Source organism: Burkholderia stabilis, assembly GCF_001742165.1.
Taxonomy (GTDB): domain Bacteria; phylum Pseudomonadota; class Gammaproteobacteria; order Burkholderiales; family Burkholderiaceae; genus Burkholderia; species Burkholderia stabilis.
In genome coordinates this window covers 2,373,286-2,396,310 of the sequence record NZ_CP016443.1, presented here as the reverse complement: position 1 = coordinate 2,396,310, position 23,025 = coordinate 2,373,286, and the positions used below count along the sequence as shown (strand labels likewise).

At 68.7% G+C, this 23,025-nt stretch carries 17 protein-coding genes; 13 read left to right on the top strand and 4 right to left on the bottom strand.

What is annotated here, in order from left to right:
* The first annotated feature begins 63 nt into the window (after window positions 1-63).
* Complete coding sequence (locus BBJ41_RS28565) at window positions 64-1,260, top strand: porin (protein WP_069749547.1); 1,197 nt, start codon at window positions 64-66, stop codon at window positions 1,258-1,260.
* Between the two features lie 94 nt (window positions 1,261-1,354).
* Window positions 1,355-2,377, top strand: coding sequence for an AraC family transcriptional regulator (locus tag BBJ41_RS28560; protein WP_069749546.1), 1,023 nt, complete (start codon window positions 1,355-1,357; stop codon window positions 2,375-2,377).
* 28 nt (window positions 2,378-2,405) lie between these two features.
* Here the strand turns inward: BBJ41_RS28560 and BBJ41_RS28555 are convergent, their stop codons facing one another.
* Window positions 2,406-3,680: a Zn-dependent hydrolase gene (locus BBJ41_RS28555; RefSeq protein WP_069749545.1), complete on the bottom strand. Its 1,275-nt coding sequence runs from the start codon at window positions 3,678-3,680 to the stop codon at window positions 2,406-2,408.
* Window positions 3,677-5,062: a dihydroorotase gene (locus BBJ41_RS28550; RefSeq protein ID WP_069750412.1), complete on the bottom strand. Its 1,386-nt coding sequence runs from the start codon at window positions 5,060-5,062 to the stop codon at window positions 3,677-3,679. The genes BBJ41_RS28555 and BBJ41_RS28550 overlap by 4 nt, the downstream gene beginning before the upstream one ends.
* 99 nt (window positions 5,063-5,161) lie before the next feature.
* Here BBJ41_RS28550 and BBJ41_RS28545 point away from each other — a divergent pair, with 99 nt between their 5' ends.
* The 7 genes from BBJ41_RS28545 to BBJ41_RS28515 all read left to right on the top strand — a co-directional run bounded on the left by BBJ41_RS28545 (window position 5,162) and on the right by BBJ41_RS28515 (window position 14,468).
* A complete protein-coding gene (locus BBJ41_RS28545; protein ID WP_069749544.1) occupies window positions 5,162-6,052 on the top strand; it encodes a LysR family transcriptional regulator in 891 nt (296 codons plus the stop codon).
* A 260-nt stretch (window positions 6,053-6,312) separates the two neighbouring features.
* Window positions 6,313-7,404, top strand: coding sequence for a DUF917 domain-containing protein (locus BBJ41_RS28540; RefSeq protein WP_069749543.1), 1,092 nt, complete (start codon window positions 6,313-6,315; stop codon window positions 7,402-7,404).
* 15 nt (window positions 7,405-7,419) lie between these two features.
* A complete protein-coding gene (locus BBJ41_RS28535) occupies window positions 7,420-9,069 on the top strand; it encodes a urocanate hydratase (protein ID WP_069749542.1) in 1,650 nt (549 codons plus the stop codon).
* Between the two features lie 30 nt (window positions 9,070-9,099).
* The gene (locus BBJ41_RS28530; protein ID WP_069749541.1) at window positions 9,100-10,422 is read left to right on the top strand and encodes an MFS transporter; all 1,323 of its coding nucleotides are present in this window, start codon (window positions 9,100-9,102) and stop codon (window positions 10,420-10,422) included.
* Window positions 10,423-10,439: 17 nt separating this feature from the next.
* On the top strand, window positions 10,440-12,074 hold the full coding sequence (locus BBJ41_RS28525; protein WP_069749540.1) for an HAL/PAL/TAL family ammonia-lyase: 1,635 nt from the start codon (window positions 10,440-10,442) through the stop codon (window positions 12,072-12,074).
* 140 nt (window positions 12,075-12,214) lie between these two features.
* Window positions 12,215-13,315, top strand: a complete 1,101-nt coding sequence (locus BBJ41_RS28520) for a porin (protein WP_069749539.1) — start codon at window positions 12,215-12,217, stop codon at window positions 13,313-13,315.
* Window positions 13,316-13,400: 85 nt separating this feature from the next.
* Entirely contained in the window at window positions 13,401-14,468 is a 1,068-nt protein-coding gene (locus tag BBJ41_RS28515) for a porin (protein WP_069749538.1), read from the top strand.
* 39 nt (window positions 14,469-14,507) lie between these two features.
* Here the strand turns inward: BBJ41_RS28515 and BBJ41_RS28510 are convergent, their stop codons facing one another.
* Window positions 14,508-15,212 (bottom strand): GntR family transcriptional regulator, encoded by a 705-nt coding sequence (locus BBJ41_RS28510; RefSeq protein WP_069749537.1) that lies wholly within the window; start codon window positions 15,210-15,212, stop codon window positions 14,508-14,510.
* A 183-nt stretch (window positions 15,213-15,395) separates the two neighbouring features.
* Here BBJ41_RS28510 and BBJ41_RS28505 point away from each other — a divergent pair, with 183 nt between their 5' ends.
* The 4 genes from BBJ41_RS28505 (at window position 15,396) to BBJ41_RS28490 (ending at window position 21,976) form a co-directional block, all read left to right on the top strand.
* Window positions 15,396-16,616 carry a pyridoxal-phosphate-dependent aminotransferase family protein gene (locus tag BBJ41_RS28505; RefSeq protein WP_069749536.1) on the top strand — a complete coding sequence of 407 codons (1,221 nt, stop codon included), beginning with the start codon at window positions 15,396-15,398 and terminating at the stop codon, window positions 16,614-16,616.
* Window positions 16,617-16,817: 201 nt separating this feature from the next.
* Window positions 16,818-18,092: an MFS transporter gene (locus BBJ41_RS28500; RefSeq protein ID WP_069749535.1), complete on the top strand. Its 1,275-nt coding sequence runs from the start codon at window positions 16,818-16,820 to the stop codon at window positions 18,090-18,092.
* A gap of 50 nt (window positions 18,093-18,142) precedes the next feature.
* Window positions 18,143-18,904, top strand: a complete 762-nt coding sequence (locus BBJ41_RS28495; protein WP_069749534.1) for a 2-keto-4-pentenoate hydratase — start codon at window positions 18,143-18,145, stop codon at window positions 18,902-18,904.
* Between the two features lie 42 nt (window positions 18,905-18,946).
* On the top strand, window positions 18,947-21,976 hold the full coding sequence (locus tag BBJ41_RS28490) for an FAD-binding and (Fe-S)-binding domain-containing protein (protein WP_069749533.1): 3,030 nt from the start codon (window positions 18,947-18,949) through the stop codon (window positions 21,974-21,976).
* Between the two features lie 44 nt (window positions 21,977-22,020).
* Here BBJ41_RS28490 and BBJ41_RS28485 read toward each other — a convergent pair whose 3' ends face one another.
* The gene (locus BBJ41_RS28485; protein WP_069749532.1) at window positions 22,021-22,926 is read right to left on the bottom strand and encodes a LysR family transcriptional regulator; all 906 of its coding nucleotides are present in this window, start codon (window positions 22,924-22,926) and stop codon (window positions 22,021-22,023) included.
* Window positions 22,927-23,025: the final 99 nt, after the last annotated feature.

Below are 23,025 nucleotides of genomic sequence, written 5' to 3'. Positions count from 1 at the left end.
CTTTCTACATTCGTTTCCGGCGGTGCGAAGCCGCCTGTTCCACTATTCCATGCGGAGTCCGGAATGAATCGTCCCGATAGCATTCGCGCGGCGTGCTGCGCGTTGATGGTCCTGGCCTGGTCCGGCGCGTACGCGCAAAGCAACGTGACGCTGTACGGCGTGATCGACGCGGGCATCCGCTACGAAACGCACGGCGTGTCCTACGGCGCCGACGGCACGCCGGTGTCGACCGGCCGCAAGATCTCGATGGCCGACGGCGGCGGCCTGACCGAAAGCTACTGGGGCCTCAAGGGCAACGAGGACCTGGGCGGCGGGCTGTCCGCGCAGTTCAACGTGGAAAGCCACTTCGGCCCCAACAGCGGCGCCATCGTGCCGGCCGGCTCGCCGAACTTCTTCCAGGTCGCGTACGTGGGGCTCACGTCGACGTCGCTCGGCCAGCTCGCGCTCGGGCGCCAGTACAACGTGCCGTTCGAGATGGTGTCGCTGACCTTCGGCTCGAACCTGTGGGCCGGCCCGCAGGACCCGTACTTCAACCTGTTCAAGCCGGAGCAGACGATGCTCGCGGGCGCGCGCACCAGCAACATGATCCAGTACGGCGCGCAGCTCGGCAGCCTGTACCTGCTCGCACAGTACGCGCCGGGCGGCCACGCGGGCGGCGGCGTGCTCGGCAGCCAGCTCGGCGCGGCCGTCGCGTACGCGCCGGACAAGGGGCCGTTCACGGTCGGCGCATCGTTCATGCGAAGCTGGGACGACGTCACGCACGCGAAATTCGACATCTACACGGGCGGCGGCTCGGTGACGATCGGCAACGCGACCGTCAATGCCGGTTATATCGAGAACGCGCGCGACAACGACTTCACGTCGTTCGAGAACGGCCCGTTCAGCCCGACCGATCTCGCGGGCCTCGGCATCATCTCGCCCACGCAGGTGGTCGATCCGACGACGCCCGGCGGGTTCCGCCGCCGCAAGATGGCGCTCGCCGGGCTGACCTACCGCTTCACATCGGCGTTCACGGCGGCCGTCAATGCGTGGTGGACCCAGCAGTCCGGCTACACGTCGGATTTCGACGGCCGCGCGCGCCAGTTCCAGGTGATCGCCGGCTACAACCTGTCGAAGCGCAGCATGCTCTACGCGGAAGTCGACTACGCGATCTATCGCGGCGGGCTGGTGGGCGCGCAACTCGTCGGCGTGAACGGGCAGGCGCCGAGCACGAGCACCACGCAGCTCGGCGCGACGGTCGGCCTGCGCCACTACTTCTGAAGCGGGGCCGCGTGGCATGTGGCCGATAACGGCCGGGGCGGCACCCCGGCCGGGCGGGACGAGTACAATCCGTGGAAAAAAACACGGAGCGTTCATGGACGATACCGCCCGTTATACGACGGCGAATCTGCCGGTCCATTTACTGCGGTGCCTCACGGAGACAAGCAAGGAACTGGGCATCGACCCCACCCGGCTATGCCTCGGGCTCGGCTTCGACGTCGCGGATCTGTCGAATCCGTCGTGCCGGATCTCGCTGCGCCAGGCGAGCACGATGATCCGGCGCGCGCTCGAGATGGCGCCGGGGCGCGCGCTCGGCCTCGAACTCGGGACGAGCGAGACGATCGCGTCGATCGGGCTGGTCGGCTACGCGATGCTGACGAGCCCCACGCTGAAGGATGCGATCACCGTCGGCCTCGAATTGCAGCGCCACACGGGGCCGCTGATGCGCTTCGACCTGGTGTCGGACGCGCGCACGCTGTCGATCCGCGCGACCAACGTGTTCCTCGAGCCGGACATCGAGGCGTTCCTCGTCGAGGAAGCGTTCGGCAGCTTCATGAAGATCGGGCGCTCGCTCGCGGGCCCCGCGTTCCAGCCGAAGGTCATCGATCTCAGCTACCCGCCGCCCGCCTATGCGGAGCAGTACGCGCGCGTATTCTCCTGCCCGGTGCGCTTCGAGCAGGAGCAGAACCTGCTGTCGTGCGACGCGTCGCTCGGCAGCCGCGCGATCGCGACGCACGATCCGCTCGCGCATCGCCAGGTGCTCGAATTCCTGCAGGACGCGCTGCCGCCCGAACCCGAAGGCACCGATTTTCTCGAATCGATCGAACGGATCATGCGGCGCGACCTGCGCCATACGCCGACGCTCGCCGAAATCGCCGCGCAGCTGTTCATGAGCGAGCGCACGCTGCGGCGCAGGCTGGCCGACCAGGGCGTGTCGTACCAGACGGTGATCGACACGATCCGCCGCAAGCGCGCGTTCACGCTGCTGAGCAATCCGCGGCTGTCGATCGAGGACGTCGCGCACGAAGTCGGGTTCAGCGACGCGCACAACTTCCGGCGCGCGTTCAAGCGCTGGACCGGGCACGGCCCGAGAGAGGGGCAGCGGACGGTGCTGTAAGGGCGCTGCCCGCCGCCGCTCGCCACCGTTACCCGGCGTTCGCCAGCGAGCGATCGAGCGCGACGAGCGTCTGGTACAGCACGCGCGTGCCGTCGAGCAGTTGCTGCGGCTCGATCCACTCCTCCGGGCAATGGCTGCGGCCGCCCAGGCACGGAATGAAGATCATCCCGATCGGCCCGGTCGGCGCAACATACACGGCATCGTGCCCCGCACCGCTCGGCAGCCGCATGCTCGGATAACCGAGCTGCGTGGCCGCCTGCTCGACCGCGTCCATCACGAGCGGCTGGCAGTCGGTCGGCCGCGCGCGGCTCACGTGCTCCGCGCGGGCAGCGAGCCGCAACGCGTCGAGCCGCGCGGCCGCACCGGCCAGCAGCGCCTCGGGGAAGTCGTCGAGCACCGCATCGCTGTCGCTGCGCACTTCCAGCATCAGCTCGACGTGCCCCGGCACCGCGTTCGGCACGTTCGGCGTCATCGCGATCCGCCCGATCGTCGCGACCACGTAGTGAGGGTTGCCCGACAGCGCCGATGCGCGCGCATGCGCGGCCTCGATCAGGTGCGCGGCGCCGACGAGCGCGTCGCGGCGGATATCCATCGGCGTCGTGCCCGCATGATCGGGCTGGCCGGTCACGGTGATCAGCACGCGCCGGATGCCGACGATGTTGGTCACGACGCCGATCGGCAAGCCGCGCGTTTCCAGCACCGGGCCCTGCTCGATATGCAGTTCGACGAACGCGGCCGTGCTGCCCGGCGCGCGCAGCGGTTCGCGCAATGCGTCGGGGTTGCCGCCGATACGGCGCAACGCTTCCGCGAGCGTTTCGCCTTCGGCGTTGGTCGCGCGCAGCATGCCCGCATCGAGCACGCCGGACAACGCGCGACTGCCGACGCACGAAATGCCGTAATCGCTCGGCTCCTCGGACAGGAAGTCGATCACCTCGAACGGATGGTCGAGCACGATTCCCTGCTCGTTCAGCGTGTGCGCGACCTCGATGCCGGCCAGCACGCCGATGATCCCGTCGAAGCGGCCGCCGCCGACGACCGTGTCGCAATGCGACCCCGTGACGAGCGGCTTCGCGCAGCGGCCGCTGCCGGCGCGGCGGCCGATCAGGTTCCCGCCCGCGTCCATCGACACCGCGAGCCCGGCTTCGGCGAACTGCGCGGCGAGCCATGCGCGCGCTTCCGTGAACAGCGGCGAGAACGCGCGGCGCGTCCACGGGACGTCGGGCCGCGTGAAGCGCGCCAGTTGCTCGACACGCGCGTTCAGGCGCTCGGCGTTCAGGGGCGGGAATACTACCGTCGGATTCATGCCTGCTCCATGTGTGTGGCAATCGACCGGCTGCCGTGCGGCTTCAGGAAGCGGCCCGACCCTGCCGGATTGACGACGCGCTCGCCGTCGTACACGAGCGCGCCGCGACAGTAGGTGGCGGCGATGCGCACCGTGAATTCCATGCCCTCGAACGCGCTCCACTGCACGGCGGACAGGCTGCGCGACGGATCGAACGCGTAGCGTTCGGGCGTGAGGATCACGAAATCCGCGTCGGCGCCGACGTCGAGCGACCCCTTGCGGTCGTCGAGCAGGAAGTGCCGCGCGGGGTTCGTCGCGAGCAGCTCGGCCACGCGCGTCGGCGCGACGCCGTGCTGCTCACAGCCGGTCCAGAACGCGGGCAGCAGCGTTTCGAGCCCCGGGCCGCCGGACGCGTTGCGGAACACGTTGGCGTCGCCCTTGCGTTCGAGCCCCCAGCTCACGTGATCCGACGACACGAACGTGCACTCGCCGCGCGCGATATGCGTCCACAGCAATTCCTGCTCCGCGCGCGGCCGGATCGGCGGATAGTGCTTCGTCTTCGCGCCGAAGCGCTTCGTATGCGTTTCGTGATCGAGCATCAGGTACTGCACGCATGTCTCGATACTCGCGCGATGGCCGGCCTGCCGGAACATGTTGCACAGTTCGAAGCCGCGCGACGTCGACACATGCACCGCATGCGCGCGGGCGCCCGTCTCTGCACCGATCTCGTAGATCAGCGCGGTCGCGAGGTTCTCGATCAACGGCGGATGCGCGCGCAGGAACGCGTCCCAGCCCGTGTCGCCGGCCTCGATCATCCGCGCGACGCTCTTGCGCGTCATGTCCTGCATCTGGTTGTGCACGCCGCAGGCGAGGCCCGACGGCGCGATCAGCCGGAACGCGTCGTACAGCACGTCCTCCTCGACACGCGGGAACCGGCCGGGCGTCGCCTCGAACGTCGAGAACTTGAACGCGCATACACCGCCGTCGATCAGCCCGGCGGCCGCCTCGAGGCCGTGCTTCGCGTTGAGCGTGCCGTACAGCGCGACGTCGACGTGACAATCGCGCTCGGCTTCCGCGATCTTGCGATCAAGCTGCGCGCGCGACGCGACCGGCTCCGGATCGTCGTACGGCATGTCGACCATCACCGTCACGCCGCCCGCGGCCGCCGCGCGCGACGCATGGCCGAGCCCTTCCTGGTTCGCCTGGCTGGCCGCATGCACCTGCCCGTCGACGACGCCCGGCAGCACCCACTGCCCGCGCGCGTCGATCGTGTCGCGCGCCGCCGGCGGCGCACCCGCGCCGCGCGCGGCGATCCGCCCGTCGCGAATCGCGAGCCAGCCGTCGTCGACCACCTCGCGCGCATCGACCAACCGGCCGCGCACCACCTGCTCGAATTCGCTCATCTCCACCTCCTGCATTTTTGATCACGAGCAGTTTAGGCAGCGCTCTGACAGAATGTCTCATGCCGATTTATCACCCCCACATAACATGGAGTTAAGGCTGTGCGTCTGAACCTGCGCCAGATCGAGGTGTTTCGCGCCATCATGCTGACCGGCTCGATCAGCGGCGCCGCGAAGCTGCTGCACGTGTCGCAGCCGGCCGTCTCGCGGCTCATTTCGTATGCCGAGCAGCGGCTCGGCCTCGCGCTGTTCGAGCGCATCAAGGGGCGGCTCTACCCGACGCCGGAAGCACAGCGGCTGTTCGTCGAAGTGAATGCGGTGTACCAGAGCGTGCAGCGCGTCAATGAAATCGCGGAAGACCTGATCGAGAACCGGATGGGCCACCTGCGCATCGCGTGCAGCCCCAATCTCGGGCAATCGCTGCTGCCGCGCGCGATCGCCGCGTTCTACGCGCGCTTTCCCGACGTGCGGATCATCCTGCACACGATGATCCCGAGCGTGTTGCTGCAGGCCGTGCTCACACAGCAGGTCGAGCTCGGCATCGCGTTCCTGCAGGACACGCACCCGAACGTCGAGAGCCAGCGCCTGTATGAAAACCGGATGGTCGCGGCCGTGCCCGCGTCGCATCCGTTCGCGCGGCGCAAGACGCTGGCCGTGCGCGATCTCGCGAACCAGCCGCTGATCGGCTATGGCAGCGACATTCCGCTCGGGCAACTGGTGCGGCGGCTGTTCAGCGACGAAGGCCTCGTGCCGCAGGTCAAGATCGAAGTGCAGCAGGCGCACGTCGCATGCGCGCTCGCGCAGGCCGGCACCGGCATCGCGCTGATCGACGAACTGACGGTCGCGGGGCCCGTGTGGCCGCAGATCGTCGTGAAGCCGATCGTGCCCACCATCGCCGCGCCGGTCAGCGTGCTGCACCCCGTGCTCGCGCCGCTGTCGCGCCTTGCGCACGAGTTCATCGACACGCTGCACGCGCTTTCCGCCAACGCGTGAATTTCGTTGCCCGAACAGGCTGAAACCGTTGTCCAGCCTGCCGTTCATCGTCGAACCGGCGGCTGCGGATCGCACCGCTCGCGATCCGTCGCTCGAGCGTCACCGGGATTACCCTACGCTTAACATCGCGTTATGAAGTCTCCATAAAATAGCAATAACGCTCAATATTCGGCGTCCCTAGAATCGTTTGGACAGTACCGCCACACAAGGCTTTCAGCCCGGCGCGTACAGCCCTTTTCCCCTCTCAGGACAAACGACACATGGGACGCATTCTGTCTTCGAAGGACGTCGAAGCCGCCGTCAAGGGCGGCTCGGTTTTCGCATGCGGCGGCGGCGGCTGGGCCGACCACGGCCGTGAGCTCGGCACGCTCGCGGTCACGATCGGCCGCCCCGAACTGGTGACCATCGACGAATTGCCGGACGACGCATGGATCGCCACGGCCGCCGCGATTGGTGCGCCGGGCGGCCTCACCGACTGGCAAATGCTCGGCGCCGACTACGTGAAGGCCGCGCAGCTCGTGCAGGAAGCACTCGGTGCGCCGCTCGCCGGGCTCATCATCGGGCAGAACGGCATGTCGAGCACGCTGAACGCGTGGCTCCCGTCCGCGCTGCTCGGCACCAAGGTGGTCGACGCGGTGGGCGACATCCGTGCGCATCCGACCGGTGACATGGGCTCGCTCGGTCTCGCATCGAGCACGGCGCAGATGATCCAGGCCGCGGCCGGCGGCAACCGCGCCCGGCATGCGTATATGGAAGTCGTCGTGCGCGGCGCGACCGCGAAAGTGTCGCCGGTGCTGCGCAAGGCGGCCGACATGGCCGGCGGCTTCATCGCGAGCTGCCGCAACCCGATTCGCGCGTCGTACGTCCGCCAGCATGCGGCGCTCGGCGGCATCAGCCGGGCGCTCGCGCTCGGCGAAGCGATCATCGACGCCGAACGGCGTGGCGGCAGCGCGGTGATCGACGCGATCTGCGCGGCCACGCACGGCGAGATCATCGCGAGCGGCAAGGTCGAACGCAATACGCTCGAATACACGCGCGAAGCGTTCGACGTCGGCCTCGTCTACCTCGGCGGCGGCGCACGGCGCGCGGTCATCCATGTGATGAACGAACACATGGCGGTGGACGACGCGCACGGCGAGCGGATCGCCACCTACCCGGACGTGATCACGACGCTCGATGCCGAAGGCCGCCCCGTCAGCGCGGGCCAGTTGAAGGAAGGGATGGAGATTCACGTGCTGCGGGTCGCGAAGGCGCACATTCCGCTGTCGTCGTCGGTGTTCGATCCGGCGGTCTATCCGCCCGTCGAAGCGGCGCTCGGCATCTCGATCGCCGACTATGCGCTCGCGCGCTGAACGGAGGGCACGACCGTGAACCAGACGACCCGTACCTTCGAAGTCACGTCCGGCAATACGCTGCGCTGCAAGGGCTGGCGCCAGGAAGCGCTGCTGCGCCTGCTCGAGAACGTGCTCGCCGTCGGCGAGGACCCCGAACAATTGATCGTCTATGCGGCGCTCGGCCGCGCGGCGCGCGACTGGCCGTCGCACGACGCGATCGTGCGCACGCTGAAGACGATGGACGAAGCGCACACGCTCGTCGTCCAGTCCGGCAAACCCGTCGCGCTGCTGCGCACGCATGCGAGCGCGCCGCTCGTCGTGATGGCGAACTGCAACCTGATCGGCCAGTGGGCAAAAGCCGAGCACTTCTACGAACTGGAACGGCGCAACCTGATCTGCTGGGGCGGGCTCACGGCCGGCGACTGGCAGTACATCGGCTCGCAGGGCGTGATCCAGGGCACCTACGAGATCTTCTCGCGGATCGCGGAGCGCCACTTCGACAACGACCTGCGCGGCCGCTTCATCCTGACGGCCGGCCTCGGCGGCATGGGCGGCGCGCAACCGCTCGCGGGCCGGATGGCGAACGCGGCGACGCTCGTCGTCGAGATCGACCAGACGCGCATCGACAAGCGGCTGCAGATCGGCTTTCTCGAACGGCAGGCGCGCGATCTCGACGAGGCGCTCGCCCTGATCCGCGACGCGCAGGCGCGGCGCGAGCCGATCTCGGTCGGCCTGCTCGGCAACGCGGCCGACGTGTTCCCGGCGATCCTCGCGCGCGGCGTCGTGCCCGACATCGTCACCGACCAGACGGCCGCGCACGATCTCGTGTACGGCTACGTGCCGTCGGGTTACACGCTCGACGAAGTGCGCGCGCTGCGCGACAGCGATCGCACCCGGCTGATGGACGCGAGCCGCGCCTCGATCGTGCGTCACGTCGAAGCGATGCTCGGCTTCAAGGATCGCGGCGCGATCGTGTTCGACAACGGCAACCTGATCCGCACGCATGCGAAGGACGGCGGCGTGGCGCGCGCGTTCGAGATTCCGGTGTTCACCGAGGCGTTCCTGCGCCCGCTGTTCTGCCGCGCGATCGGCCCGTTCCGCTGGATCGCGCTGTCGAACGACCCGGACGACATCCGCATCATCGACGACTACCTGCTCGAACACTTTCCGGACAACCGGATCGTCACGAACTGGATCCGGCGCGCCCGCGAATGCGTGCCGTTCGAAGGCCTGCCGGCGCGCATCGCCTGGCTCGGCCACGGCGAGCGCACGCGGCTCGCGCTCGCGGTCAACGCGATGGTGCGCGACGGCGTACTGGCCGGGCCGATCGCCTTCACGCGCGACCACCTCGACGCCGGCGCGATGGCGCACCCGAACATCATGACCGAGAACCTGCGCGACGGCTCCGACGCGGTGGCCGACTGGCCGCTGCTCAACGCGATGATGAGCTGTTCGTCGATGGCCGATCTCGTCGCGATCCATTCGGGCGGCGGCGGCTACAGCGGCTACATGACGAGCGCGGGCATCACCGTCGTCGCCGACGGCAGCGCGGCCGCGAACGAGCGGCTGACGCTGTCGATGACCAACGACACCGCGCTCGGCGTGATCCGCTATGCGGACGCCGGCTACGAAGAAGCGCTCGACGAAGCGGAACGCAAGCAGATTCCGCATATCCGGCTGTAATTCCGTCCCGCACGACGACAGGAGATCGAAGTGAAGCAAACCGCGGTTCCCCTCGACACGGCCACGGCCGTGTCGCCCCCCGCCACGCGCGCCGGGCGCGCCATCGCCGCGGCCTCGATCGGCAACGCGCTGGAGTGGTACGACTTTTCCGTCTACGCGTTCTTTGCCGTGTATATCGCGCAGAACTTCTTCCATCGCGGCGATACGGGCACCGAACTGGTCGAGGCGTTCATGGCGTTCGGGATCGGCTTCATCGCACGGCCGCTCGGCGCGCTCGCGATCGGCGTGTACGGCGACCGGGCGGGCCGCAAGGCCGCGCTGACGCTGACCATCCTCGTGATGGCGGCCGGCACCGGCATCATCGCGTTCGCGCCGCCGTTCACCGCGATCGGCATCGGCGCGCCGCTGCTGATCCTGTGCGGCCGCCTGCTGCAGGGCTTCTCGGCCGGCGGCGAAGTCGGCGGCGCCGCGGCGTTCCTGATCGAGCACGCGCCGGCGGACAAGAAGGGCCGCTACGCGTCGTGGCTGCAGGCGAGCATGGCCGCGTCGAACATTCTCGGCGCGCTGGTCGCCACCGGCGTGACGCTCACGCTGTCGCACGAACAGATCGGCGACTGGGGCTGGCGGATTCCGTTCATCCTCGGTCTCGCGATCGCGCCGGTCGGCCTGTGGCTGCGCAAGACGCTCGACGAAACCCCGCATTTCCGCGCGGAGATGGCCCGGGCCGCACACGCGCCGGCCGAGCGCAAGACGCCGCTGCTGCAGGTCGTGCGCGACTATCCGCGCGCGCTCGTCGTCGGTACCGGGTTCTCGGTGCTGTGGGCCGTATGCGTGTATGCGCTGGTGATCTACATGCCGACGCACGTGCAGCGCGCGCTGCACTTCGACGGCCGCGACGCGTTCATCGCATCGCTGGTCGGCAACTGCCTGATGGCCGTCACCTGCGTGTGCGCGGGCAGCTGGTCCGATCGCTTCGGCCGGCGCACGGTCCTCACGGCCGGCGCGGTGCTGATGCTCGTGTCGGTGTATCCGCTGCTGCGCTGGCTCGCCGATGTCCACACGCTCGCGGCGCTGATCGTGGTGCAGAGCGCGTTCTGCGTGATGGTCGCGATCTTCACCGGCGTCGCGCCCGCCGCCCTGTCGGAGTTGTTCCCGACCCGCGTGCGCGCCACCGGCATGTCGCTGTCCTACAACATCGCCACGACGATCTTCGGCGGCTTCGCGCCCGCGATCCTCGCGTGGCTCACGCAACGGTCCGGCAACCCGTTCGCGCCTGCCTGGTATGTGATGGTCGCAAGCGTCATCGCGCTCGCGTCGATCGCCGCGTTGTCTTCCACGTCACGTCACGCCTGAATTCGGAGAACTGCTTCATGCAACGCTTCCTCATGCGGAGCGCGGTCGCGCTCGCGCTTTTCGCCGCCGTCCCGGCCTTCGCGGACGTCACGCTCGACGGCCGTTCCGTCACGCCCGAATCGATCGCGCGCATCGCCGACGGCGAAGCCGTGTCGATCGCACCTGCCGCCCGCCAGCGGGTCGTCGCCGCGCACGACGTGCTGCTGAAGGCCGCCGCGGCCGGCCAGCAGATCTACGGGCTGACGGTCGGCGTCGGCCTCAACAAGGACCGCGAGATGGTCGACGCGCACGGCAAGCTGAGCCAGGAGGTCATCGACGCGTCGACGCGCTTCAACATCGGGCTGATCCACGCGCACTCGGGCAGCGTCGGCCCCGACATGAGCGTGCGCGTCGCCCGCGCCGCGATGGCCGCGCGCCTGAACGCGATGCTCGACGGCGGCGCCGGCGTGCAGCCGGCGATCGTCGACGCCTACGCGCAGTTCCTCAATCGCGGCGTCACGCCGGCGATGCCGGCGGACGGCTCGATCGGCGAAGCCGACATCACGATCCTGAGCCACGTCGGCCTCGCGATGCTCGGCGAAGGCGACGCGTACTACCAGGGGCGCAAGCTCGCCGCCGCCGACGCGTTGAAGTCGGCCGGCATCGCGACGATCCGTCCTTACGGCAAGGACGCGCTCGCGATCCTCAGCTCCAACGCCTATTCGGCCGGCATGGCCGCGCTGGCGCTCACCGACATGGCGCGTCTCGCGCGGGTGTCGAAGGCCGTGTTCGCGTTGAGCCTGCAGGGGCTGAACGGCAACGTGTCGCCGTTCCGCGAGGACACGCTGGCATTGCGGCCGTTCCCGGCCACGCTGCGCGCCGGCGCGACGCTGCGCACGCTGCTCGCGGGCAGCAGCCTGTGGAACAAGGACCCGGACCGGCCGCTGCAGGATCCGCTCAGCTTCCGTTCCGGCGTCTATCTGCTCGGCGAAGAAGATCGCACCTACGACGAAGCGCGCGCGCTGCTGCAGGTCCAGCTCAATTCGAGCGACGACAACCCGGGTGTCGCGGTCGGCGTCACGCCGAAGTCGGCCCGCGCGCAGGATGCGGCCGGTTATGTCGACGGCGGCGGCGCGGTGCTGCCGAGCGCGAACTTCGAGCCGCTGCCGTGGGTGCTCGCGTTCGAACAGCTCGGGCTCGCGCTCGGCCACAACGCGCTCGCGTCCGCGCAGCGCATCGTCAAGCTGAACGACCCGCACCTCACCGGCCTCGCACGCTTCCTCGGCACCGAGGAAACCGTGCATGCGTTCGGCGCGATGGAAAAGCCGCCGACCGCGCTCGCGATGACGGTGAAGTCGCTCGCGATGCCCGTGTCGCTCGACTACCTGCCGGTCGCCGGCGGCATCGAGGACATCGCGACGAACGCGCCCGACGTCGTACGGCGCGTGCAGCAGCAGATCGACGCGAGCTACACGCTGCTCGGCCTCGAACTCGTCGAAGCCGCGCAGGCGATCGACCTGCGCCAGCGCAAGCAGCCGTCGTTCACGCTCGCGCCAGCCACGCAGCCGCTGTACCGCGCGCTGCGCGCGAAGGTCGCGTTCCTCGAGCGCGACCGCCCGCTCACGCCCGACTTCCGGGCCGCCGATACGTTGCTGCGCGCCTATCGCGACTGAGCGAGCGCGGCACGCCCCTTCCCGTTCGCTTCACCGTTTTTGCCGCCGCCGCGATCGTCGTCCGATCGCGGCGCGGGCAACGCATGTCCGCCTGCAACCCCGTTCGCCGTCCTTTACCCACATCGCACCGGAACACCACCATGAAAAAACTCCTGTTCGCGCTGCCGCTCGCCGCGGCTGCCACCGCTCACGCGCAAAGCAGCGTCACGCTGTACGGCATCGTCGAGGACGGCGTCGACTACGTGTCGAACGTGCAGGGCAAGCACCTCGTGCAGCTCGCGTCGGGCGTGACGGCCGGCAGCCGCTGGGGCGTGCGCGGCACCGAGGATCTCGGCGGCGGCCTGAGCGCGATCTTCCGCCTCGAAAGCGGCTTCGACATCAACTCCGGCCGCCTCGGCAGCGGGCTCGCGTTCTCGCGCAACGCGTACGTCGGCCTGAACGATGCGAAGCTCGGCACGCTCACGCTCGGCCGCCAGTGGGATTCGATCGTCGACTACGTCGAGCCGTTCACGCTGAACGGCAACATCGGCGGCTACTACTTCGCGCACCCGAACGACATGGACAACACCGACAACGGCTTCCCGATCTCGAATGCGGTCAAGTACCGCAGCCCGACGATCGCGGGCGTCACGTTCGGCGGCCTCTACGCGTTCGGCGGGCAGCCCGGCCGTTTCTCGGACAACGCGACGTTCAGCGTCGGCGCGAGCTACGCGGCAGGCCCGGCCGGCTTCGGCATCGGCTATCTGCGGATCAACAATCCCGGCGTATCGACGCAGGGCTACCAGAACTATCCGGGCTTCACGAACGCGATCTACGGCAACTACCTCGATGCGGCGCGCGCACAGAAGGTGTTCGGCGTCGGCGCGTCGTACCAGGTCGTGCAGTGGCTGAAGGTACTGGCCGACTTCACGAACACGAACTTCCAGCAGGGCAGCGCGGGGCACGACGCGACGTTCCAGAACTACGAGGTGTCCGCGCTCGTCACGCCGACGCCGGCGGTGACGATCGGCACCGGCTATACGTACACGACGGGCCGCGACCACGCGACGAACGCGGAGCCGAAGTATCACCAGTTCAACCTGAGCGTGGAATACGCGCTGTCCAAGCGCACGAGCGTCTATGTGATGGGCGCGTTCCAGAAGGCGGCGGGCGATGCGCCGGTCGCGCAGATCGCGGGCTTCAATCCGTCGGGCAACCAGAAGCAGGCAGTGGGCCGAGCCGGCATCCGGCACGCGTTCTGACGTTCCCCATGGCTGCCTGAACGTGCGTCGCGCGTGCAGGCAGCCGTTCCGCCCGCCTTCGCCTCCTTCACACGATTCGATCAGTATGCCTGTCCATTCAATCCGGAATACCGGCCGGCACCGCCTGCTGTCGACCCTCGGCGCATCGCTGCTCGCGTGCACGATCGCCGGCGACGCCGCGGCCCAGTCGTCCGTCTCGCTGTACGGACTGGCCGACGTTTATGTCGGCACGCAAAAGAGCCTCGGCAAGCCGCGCGCATACGCGATGAATTCGGGCGGTTTCACGACGAGCTTCTGGGGCATCGGCGGCCGCGAGGATCTCGGCGGCGGGTACGCGCTGCAGTTCGCGCTCGAAGCGTTCATGCGCCCGTCGAACGGCGGCGCCGGCCGCTTCGGCGGCGATACGTTTTTCGGGCGCAACGCGTATGTCGGCGTCGCGACGCCGTACGGCGCGCTGCGTGCGGGACGCAACACGACGCCGTATTACATCTCCGTCGTGCGCTTCAACCCGTTCTCGACGTCGTTCGGCTTCTCGCCGGCGCTGAACCAGATGTACAAGGGCGTCTCGGCGCAAGGCCTCGTCGGCGACAACGGCTGGAGCAATTCGGTGCTGTATGCGACGCCCGCCGACCACGCGCTGCAGGCGAGCCTGATCTATGCGACGGGCAACGAACCCGGGCACGCCGGCGCGAACCAGTGGGGCGGCAGCGTCACCTACGACCCGCAACGCGCGTTCAGCGCGACGCTCGCTTTCCAGCAGGCGAAATACGACCGCACGCCGGGGGACCTGAGTGCGTCGGTGACCGGCTTCACGCAGCAGGACGCCATGCTCGCCGGCATCGGCTACGACCTGAAGTTCGTGAAGTTCACCGCGTTCTACCAGTACGTGCACGACGCGATCGACGGCGGCGGGCTCGGCACGCACAGCGGGCAGGTCGGCGCGGCCGTGCCTGTCGGCTTCGGCACGCTGCTCGCGTCGGTCATGGCCGCGAAAAGCCACGGCCGCGACCGTCCGTCGAGAACGACCTGGGCGCTCGGCTACGACTACCGGCTGTCGAAACGGACCGACGTCTACGTCGCGTTCATGCGCGATCGCGCGAGCGGATACGGAAACGGCGATTCGGCCGGGCTCGGCCTGCGCACCGCATTCTGAGCCGGCGCGGCATCACGACGGCTCGCACTCGGTGCGCGATCAGGCGTCGGCTTCCGCGTGCAGCAGCAACACCGCGTCGCGCTTCTCCAGCAGATGCCGCCTGAGAATCGCCGCGAGCGCCTTGCCGTCGCGCGCCTCCAGCGCCTTGATCATCTCCTCGTGATCGTGCACCGCGCGATCCCACTTCTCGACGTGCTGGTTCGAGCGAAACCGCATCGACATGATCCGCCGGTTGATCGACTGGTACGTGCCGCGCAGCGCCGAATTGCGCGCAGCCTCGTTGATGCGGTCGTGGATCTCCTGGTTGCGGCTGTAGTAGCCGGGCAGGTCGTTCTGCATCCGGCACGCGAGCATCGAGTAATGCAGCGCCTTGATCTCGGCGAGCTCGGCCGGCGTGATGCGCTCGCAGGCCAGCTCGCCTGAAAACGCCTCCAGCCCGGACATCAGCTCGAAGGTCTCGCGGATCTCCGATTCGCTCATCCGGTACACACTCGCGCCGCGGTTCGGCGACAGCACCAGCAGCCCCTCGGCGGCCAGCACCTTGAATGCCTCGCGCAGCGGCGTGCGCGAGATGCCGAGCGTCTCGCACAACTCGCGCTCGTTCAGCCGCATGCCCGGCGTGAGCACGCCTTCCACGATGAATTTGCGCAGGTGCTCGACCACGGTGTCGTGCAGCCGTTGCCGCTCCAGTTTCGGCAGTGCCGGCGCGCCGCCGGCATGCTCCAGATCGTTCAAATCTTGCATGCAAAGTCCTTCCTTCTTGCTTCCCGCGATTCTACTGCAACTCGCCCGACCCGAATATCTCCCCTCGAATGCCGGGTAAACACCGGCATTTTCGGTCAAATCAGCGCTTGGTTTACCGTCGGGCGCTCTGCTAAAGTATTTTGCATGCAAAATTCAAAATGCAACCAAGGAGACAGAACGACCATGCTGCAACTCGACTTTCATCCGTCCGGCCGCCACTTCCTGCAGATCCCGGGGCCGAGCCCGGTGCCCGACCGCATCCTGCGGGCGATGAGCTATCCGACCATCGACCACCGTGGCCCCGAATTCGGCGCGCTCGGCCTGAAGGTGCTCGCCGGCATCAAGAAGATCTTCAAGACCACGCAGCCGGTGATCATCTATCCGGCGTCGGGCACCGGCGCGTGGGAAGCCGCGCTGACCAACACGCTGAGCGCCGGCGACACCGTGCTGATGTTCGAGACGGGCCACTTCGCGACGCTGTGGAAGAAGATGGCCGAAGCGCTCGGCCTGAAGCCCGAATTCCTCGGCCTGCCCGGCATCGAAGGCTGGCGCCGCGGCGTGCAGCCCGACATGATCGAAGCGCGCCTGCGCGCCGACACCGCGCACGACATCAAGGCCGTATGCGTGGTGCACAACGAGACGTCCACCGGCGTCACATCCGACATCGCCGCGGTGCGCCGCGCGATCGACGCGGCCGGGCACCCGGCGCTGCTGATGGTCGACACGATCTCGGGGCTCGCGTCCGCCGACTACCGCCATGACGAATGGGGCGTCGACGTCACGGTGTCGGGCTCGCAGAAAGGGCTGATGCTGCCGCCGGGCATCAGCTTCAACGCGGTGTCGCCGAAGGCGCTCGCGGCGAGCGAGCACGCGAAGCTGCCGCGAGCGTTCTGGGGCTGGCAAGAAATCATCGAAGCGAACAAGCACGGCTACTGGCCGTACACGCCGAACACCAACCTGCTGTACGGGCTCGCCGAAGCGCTCGACATGATCCTCGGCGAAGGGCTCGACACGGTGTTCGCGCGCCACCAGCGGCTCGCGGAAGCGACGCGCCGCGCGGTGCGCGCCTGGGGCCTCGAGATCCAGTGCGCGGACCCGGCCGTCTACAGCCCCGTGCTGACCGGCGTGATGATGCCCGACGGCGTCGACGCGGACGCCGTGCGCAAGCTCGTCTACGAACGCTTCGACATGTCGCTCGGGCAAGCGCTCGGCAAGATGCGCGGCAAGATGTTCCGCATCGGCCATCTCGGCGACTGCAACGACCTCACGCTGATGGCCACGCTCGCCGGCTGCGAGATGGGACTGAAGCTCGCCGGCGTGCCGGTTGTCGCGAGCGGCGTCGTCGCGGCGATGGACACGCTCGCATCGAACCCGCACGCGCCCGCACTGCGCGCGGCGGCCTGAGCGCCGGCCAGCGGCGCGCACGCTTTCCGCGCGCCGCCTGACACGCCCTTTCCCCTTCACGGGCGGCCGCACGCCGTCGTCAGGGCGCGCACCGTCCGCGGCCGACGCGCGGCCGCCCTTGCTTCATCGGCACGACCCGCCTCGATGCCGGCCTCGACGCCGGCACGGGCAGCAAACCAGACAACATCCAGGAGACAAGACATGAAGCTGTTCCGAGCGACCGGCATCGTGCTGGTGATGCTGTGCGTGATGTACTTCATCACGTATCTCGACCGCGTGAACGTGAGCACGGCCGCCGCCGGGTTCGGCAAGGAATTCGGGCTGAACAAGACGGAAATCGGCCTCGTGTTCTCCGCATTCGCGTATCCGTACCTCGTGTTCCAGATCATCGGCGGCTGGGTCAGCGACCGCTTCGGCGCGCGCCGCACGCTGCTCGCGTGCGGGCTGCTGTGGGCCGTCGCGACGCTGCTCACCGGGATGGCCGGCGGCCTCGCGTCGCTGCTCGCCGCGCGCCTGCTGCTCGGGCTCGGCGAAGGCGCGACGTTCCCGGCGGCGACGTCGGCGATGTCGCGCTGGGTGCCGCGCGAGAAACGCGGCTTCGCGCAGGGCATCACGCACGCGTTCTCGCGCGTCGGCAACGCGGTCGCGCCGGCCGCCGTCGTCGCGGTGATGGCCGTGTACGGCTGGCGCGAATCGTTCTACATCTGCGGCGTGATCAGCATCGTCTGGGTCGTGATCTGGGCGCTCGTCTACACCGAACACCCGAAGGATCACCCGCGCATCACGCAGGCCGAACTCGACGCGCTGCCGCCGCCGAAGCAAAAACCCGCAGCAGTGCCGTGGGGCCCGCTGTTCCGCCGGATGATGCCCGTCACCCTCGTCTACTTCTGCTATGGCTGGACACTGTGGTTGTTCCTGAGCTGGATTCCGCAGTACTTCCTGCACAGCTACGACCTCGATCTGAAGAAATCGGCCGTGTTCGCGTCCGCGGTGTTCTTCGCGGGCGTGATCGGCGACACGCTCGGCGGCCTCGTCACCGACCGCATCCTCGCGCGCACCGGCAGCCTCAAGCGCGCGCGCAGCTGGATGGTGTCGATCTGCATGCTGCTCACGCTGCTGTCGCTGTTGCCGCTGCTGTTCATGCACGACCTGTACGTGTCGATGGCATGCCTCGCGGCCGGCTTCTTCTTCGCCGAGATGACGATCGGGCCGATGTGGGCCGTGCCGATGGACATCGCGCCGGAACACTCGGGCACCGCGAGCGGGATGATGAATTCCGGCTCCGCGCTCGCGGCGATCCTGTCGCCCGTGATCTCCGGCTACGTGATCGACCGCTTCGGCAGCTGGGAGCTGCCGTTCATCGGCAGCATGGTGCTGATGGGCCTGGGCGTGCTGCTCGCGTTCCGCATGCAGCCGGAAAGCCGCTTCGCCGATGCGCCCGCCGAGCAGGCCACCGCCAATCGCTCGCCGGCCTGATGCCGCCGGGGCGGTGCGCCGCCCCGCTTCTTCTCCTTTTCACACTCACGATGACTCAAGCCACTCACGACCTCGCCGCCCGGCTCGCCGCCGGCTGGCAACACGGCATCGCGTTCGCCGCGCTGCCGCCCGAACTCGTCCCCGCCAGCGCCGACGCGGCCTACGCGGTGCAGGCGCAGGTGCTCGCCGAACGCAACGCCGCGATCGGCGCATGGAAGGTCGGCGCGAAGCAGCCCGACGGGCCGATCCAGTGCGCATCGCTGCCCGACGATTGCCGGCACGCGAGCGGCGTCACGCTGCCGCGCGGCGCGTACCGGCCGCTCGGGCTCGAACTGGAAATCGCGTTCCGCTTCGGCCGCGACTTCGCGCCGCGCGCCGGCGCGTATTCGGATGACGAAGTGTTCGACGGCATCGCGCAGATGGGCGCGGCGATCGAGATCGTCGCGAGCCGCTACCGCGAGTGGCCGGACGTCGCGCCCGCCGCGCAGCTCGCCGACCTGCAGAACCACGGCGCGCTCGTGCTCGGCGAGATGACCGGCTACCGCGCCGATTTCCCGTTCCTGTCGCCCGACCTTGCGTTCGCGTTCGATGCGCAGGACATCGCCGGCACAGCGCCCCACGCGAACCCGGCCGGCGACCCGCGCCGCCTGCTGCCGTGGCTCGTGAATCACGCCTCGCGGCGCGGCATCGCACTGCCGGCCGGCACCGTCGTCACGACCGGCTCGTACACGGGCATGCATTTCCCGCAGGCCGCAGGCACGGCCGCCGGCCGCATCGCGGGGCTGCCGCCCGTCAGCGTCACGCTCGCCTGACCCCGTCCGCCCCGTTCTCACCCGATACCGACTGCCGCCGCCATGAAATCCGCCGTCCCGTCTTCGCTGGTTCGCCCCGTCCACCTCGTGCCGTCGCAAGGCGCCGCGCTGTCGCCGCTGTTCGAGCGGCTGCGCACGGAAATGCGCGGCGACGTCCTCGCCGACCGCGCGAGCCGCGGCCGCTACGCGACCGACGCGTCGATCTACCAGATCATGCCGCTCGGCGTGGTCGTGCCGCGCGACCAGGACGACCTGCGGATCGCGCTCGACATCGCGCGCGACCGCAAGATCCCCGTGCTCGCGCGCGGCGCCGGCACGAGCCAGTGCGGGCAGACGGTCGGCGAGGCGCTCGTCGTCGACAACAGCAAATGGCTGAACCGGATCGTCGAATTCGATGCGCAGGCGCGCACCGTCACCGTCGAGCCGGGCATCGTGCTCGATCACCTGAACGCGTGGCTGAAACCGCATGGGCTGTGGTTCCCGGTCGACGTGTCGACCGGCGCGCAATGCACGATCGGCGGGATGGCCGGCAACAACTCGTGCGGCTCGCGCTCGATCGAGTACGGCAACATGGTGCACAACGTGCTCGCGATCGACGCGATACTCGCCGACGGCAGCGAATGCCGCTTCGGCTCGCTCGCGCAGCCGGTCACCGAGCGCCGCACGCTCGCGCTGCTGCACGGCGTCGAACGGATCGCGAAACGCGAGCGCGACGAGATCGTCGAGCGCGTGCCGAAGGTGCTGCGCCGCGTGGCCGGCTACAACCTCGACCTGTTCGACTGCCAGAATCCGCGCGCGTACACCGACGACGGCCACGCGAATCTCGCGCACCTGCTCGTCGGCTCGGAAGGCACGCTGGCCTGCAGCCGGCAACTCACGCTGAAGCTCGCGCCGCTGCCCGCGCACAAGGCGCTCGGCGTCGTGAATTTCCCGACCTTCTACCAGGCGATGGACACCGCGCAGCACATCGTGAAGTTGAAGCCGGTGGCCGTCGAGCTCGTCGATCGCACGATGATCGACCTGTCGATGGAGAACCCCGCGTTCCGGCCGGTGATCGAACAGGCGCTGGTCGGCGAGCCGCAGGCGATCCTGCTCGTCGAGTTCGCGGGCGAATCGCGCGATGCGCAACTCGCGCAGCTCGATCGCCTGGCCGAACTGATGGCCGATCTCGGCCTGCCCGGCAGCGTCGTGAAGATGACCGACGCCGGCGCGCAGAAGGCGCTGTGGGACGTGCGCAAGGCCGGGCTGAACATCATGATGAGCATGAAGGGCGACGGCAAGCCGGTGTCGTTCATCGAGGATTGCGCGGTGCCGCTCGAACATCTCGCCGAATACACGCGCCGCCTGACCGACGTATTCCACAAGCATGAAACCGAAGGCACGTGGTACGCGCACGCGAGCGTCGGCACGCTGCACGTGCGGCCGATCCTCGACATGCGGCGCGACGGCGCGGCGCGCATGCGCGAGATCGCCGACGAAGCCTCCGCGCTCGTGCGCGAGTACAAGGGCGCGTATTCGGGCGAGCACGGCGACGGGCTGTGCCGCGGCGAATGGGTTGCGTGGCAGTACGGCCCGCGCCTCAATGCGGCGTTCGCGGAGATCAAGGCGCTGTTCGATCCCGACAACCGCTTCAACCCCGACAAGATCGTCAATCCGCCGCGCATGGATGCGCGCGAGAACTTCCGCTTCGCGCCCGGCTATGCGGCGCTGCCGCTGCAGCCCGCGCTCGACTGGTCCGCATGGAACGTCACGCGCAACCCGCTGACCGGCGAAGAAACCGAACCCGGCACGGGCACCGACATCACGCACGGGCTCGCGTCGGCGGTCGAGATGTGCAACAACAACGGCCACTGCCGCAAGTTCGACGCGGGCACGATGTGCCCGAGCTACCGCGTGACGCGAGACGAGCAGCACGTGACGCGCGGCCGCGCGAACACGCTGCGGCTCGCGGTGACGGGCCAGCTCGGCGCGGACGGCCTCGCCGGCGACGACGTGAAGGCCGCGCTCGATCTGTGCGTGTCGTGCAAGGGCTGCAAGCGCGATTGCCCGACCGGCGTCGACATGGCGCGCTTCAAGATCGAAGCGCGGCACGCCTGGAACCGCAAGCATGGCGCGACGCTGCGCGAGCGGCTCGTCGCGTGGCTGCCGCGCTATGCTCCGTGGGCTGCACGGATGCGCGGCGCGATCGCGTTCGCGAACGGCTTGCCGGTCGTCGCGCCGGTGATGAAGCGGTGGATCGGCCTCGCGCCGCAACGCGCACTGCCTTCGTTCGCGCGGCCGTTCCTGCCGGATGTCGTTGCGGCTCAGGCGCACGCGCAAACCGGCGCGGCCATCCGCGAAGTGCTGCTGTTCGTCGATACGTTCAGCAACTACCAGGAACCGGACAACGCGCGGGCCGCGCAGGCCGTGCTCGAAGCAGCCGGTTATGCCGTGCATTTCAACGTGCGCGAAGGCGAACGGCCGCTGTGCTGCGGTCGTACGTTTCTCGCGGCCGGTCTCGTCGACGAAGCGAAGGCCGAGGCGAAACGCACGCTCGACACGCTGCGGCCTTACCTCGAACGCGGTGTCGCCGTCGTCGGGCTGGAGCCTTCATGCCTGCTGTCGATGCGCGACGAATTTCTCGCTTACGGCTACGGCGACGAAGCGGCGCGGCTCGCGAGCCACGCGTTCCTGTTCGAGGAGTTTCTCGTGCGCGAGCACGACGCCGGCCGGTTGCAACTGCCGCTGCGCGCGATCGATGCGGCCGAGGCGCTGGTGCACGGTCACTGCCATCAGAAGGCATTCGGCGCATTCACGCCGGTGCAGACCGTGCTGCGCTGGATTCCGGGGCTGAAGGTGTCGCCGGTCGAATCGTCTTGCTGCGGGATGGCCGGCAGCTTCGGTTACGAAGCCGAACACTACGACGCGTCGCAGGCGATGGCCGAGCTGTCGCTGCTGCCGGCCGTGCGCGCGCGGGCGGATGGCGCGATCGTCGTCGCAGACGGCACGAGCTGCAGGCATCAGATCAAGGACGGCGCGCAGACGCAGGCGCTGCACGTGGCACGGGTGCTGGCGCAGGCGTTGCGCGGTTGATGGCGATATCGGGAAACGCGTGATGCAAGCGCAACCCGCCTGCGTCACAGCGGCTCGCCCATCCCGCCCATCAGCGTCATCAATTGCTCGCGCAGCCACTGGCTGCCCTGATCCTGATCGGCGCTGCGATGCCAGTAGCAGAAGTAGTCGAGCCCCGGCATCTCGAACGGCAGTTCGAGGATGCGCGCCGGATAACGCTGCAGCAGCCGCAGCGGCGCGGTCAGCGCGAGATCGCCGCGCATCGCGATCAGCGGCGCGACCATGTAGTGCTGCACGCGCATCTGGATGTTGCGGCGCAGCCCGAGGCGCGTCAGTTCCGCGTCGACGTGCCCGCTGCCCTTGCGGCGGCTCGACACGTGGATGTGCCCCATCGACAGGTAGTCGTCCATGGTCAGCGTGTCGCCCTTGAACGGGTGATCGTCGCGGATCATGCACGCGTAGCGGTCGCGCACGAGCAAGGCCTGGTGAAGATGCGGATCGCCGATCAGCGGCGCGTCGATCGCGAGGTCGACCGAGCCGTTCGCGAGCGCGGTGGCCACTTCGCGGCGGTCCATCGTGTAGCTGCGCACGTGCATGCCGGGCGCTTCCCGTTGCAGCAGCTCGCCGAGCGCCGGCAGCAGCAGCGCTTCGGTCAGGTCGCTCATGCTGAGCCGGAACACCCGCGCCGACGAAGCGGGATCGAACACGTCGCCTTCGTGCGCGCTCGAATCGAGCAGTTGCAGCGCCTCGCGCACGCGGCCGACGATGTTCTCGGCCATCGGCGTCGGCATCATCCCGGCCGGCGTGCTGACGAACAGCGGATCGTCGAGCGTCTTGCGCAGCCGCGCCAGCGCGTTGCTGACGGCCGGCTGCGTGAGGTTCAGCACCTCGGCCGCGCGCGTCAGGTTGCGCTTGTTGTAGATCGCCTCGAATACGACGAACAGGTTCAGATCAATCTTCGAAAGGCGCATCGCCGGATCTCCTTGCCGGCATCTTACGGCGTGCGCCTCTCGTTCGTCCATGCCGGCCCCGCGCGGGTTCGCGGATGCGTTGCGCATGCCGGCGCGACG

Excerpts from the sequence above, each read along its gene's own strand:
- BBJ41_RS28565 (WP_069749547.1), top strand. The coding sequence starts at position 64 with ATGAATCGTCCCGATAGCATTCGCGCGGCGTGCTGCGCGTTGATGGTC.
- BBJ41_RS28560 (WP_069749546.1), top strand. The coding sequence starts at position 1,355 with ATGGACGATACCGCCCGTTATACGACGGCGAATCTGCCGGTCCATTTA.
- BBJ41_RS28555 (WP_069749545.1), bottom strand. The coding sequence starts at position 3,680 with ATGAATCCGACGGTAGTATTCCCGCCCCTGAACGCCGAGCGCCTGAAC.
- BBJ41_RS28550 (WP_069750412.1), bottom strand. The coding sequence starts at position 5,062 with ATGAGCGAATTCGAGCAGGTGGTGCGCGGCCGGTTGGTCGATGCGCGC.
- BBJ41_RS28540 (WP_069749543.1), top strand. The coding sequence starts at position 6,313 with ATGGGACGCATTCTGTCTTCGAAGGACGTCGAAGCCGCCGTCAAGGGC.
- BBJ41_RS28525 (WP_069749540.1), top strand. The coding sequence starts at position 10,440 with ATGCAACGCTTCCTCATGCGGAGCGCGGTCGCGCTCGCGCTTTTCGCC.
- BBJ41_RS28520 (WP_069749539.1), top strand. The coding sequence starts at position 12,215 with ATGAAAAAACTCCTGTTCGCGCTGCCGCTCGCCGCGGCTGCCACCGCT.
- BBJ41_RS28515 (WP_069749538.1), top strand. The coding sequence starts at position 13,401 with ATGCCTGTCCATTCAATCCGGAATACCGGCCGGCACCGCCTGCTGTCG.
- BBJ41_RS28510 (WP_069749537.1), bottom strand. The coding sequence starts at position 15,212 with ATGCAAGATTTGAACGATCTGGAGCATGCCGGCGGCGCGCCGGCACTG.
- BBJ41_RS28505 (WP_069749536.1), top strand. The coding sequence starts at position 15,396 with ATGCTGCAACTCGACTTTCATCCGTCCGGCCGCCACTTCCTGCAGATC.
- BBJ41_RS28500 (WP_069749535.1), top strand. The coding sequence starts at position 16,818 with ATGAAGCTGTTCCGAGCGACCGGCATCGTGCTGGTGATGCTGTGCGTG.
- BBJ41_RS28495 (WP_069749534.1), top strand. The coding sequence starts at position 18,143 with ATGACTCAAGCCACTCACGACCTCGCCGCCCGGCTCGCCGCCGGCTGG.
- BBJ41_RS28490 (WP_069749533.1), top strand. The coding sequence starts at position 18,947 with ATGAAATCCGCCGTCCCGTCTTCGCTGGTTCGCCCCGTCCACCTCGTG.
- BBJ41_RS28485 (WP_069749532.1), bottom strand. The coding sequence starts at position 22,926 with ATGCGCCTTTCGAAGATTGATCTGAACCTGTTCGTCGTATTCGAGGCG.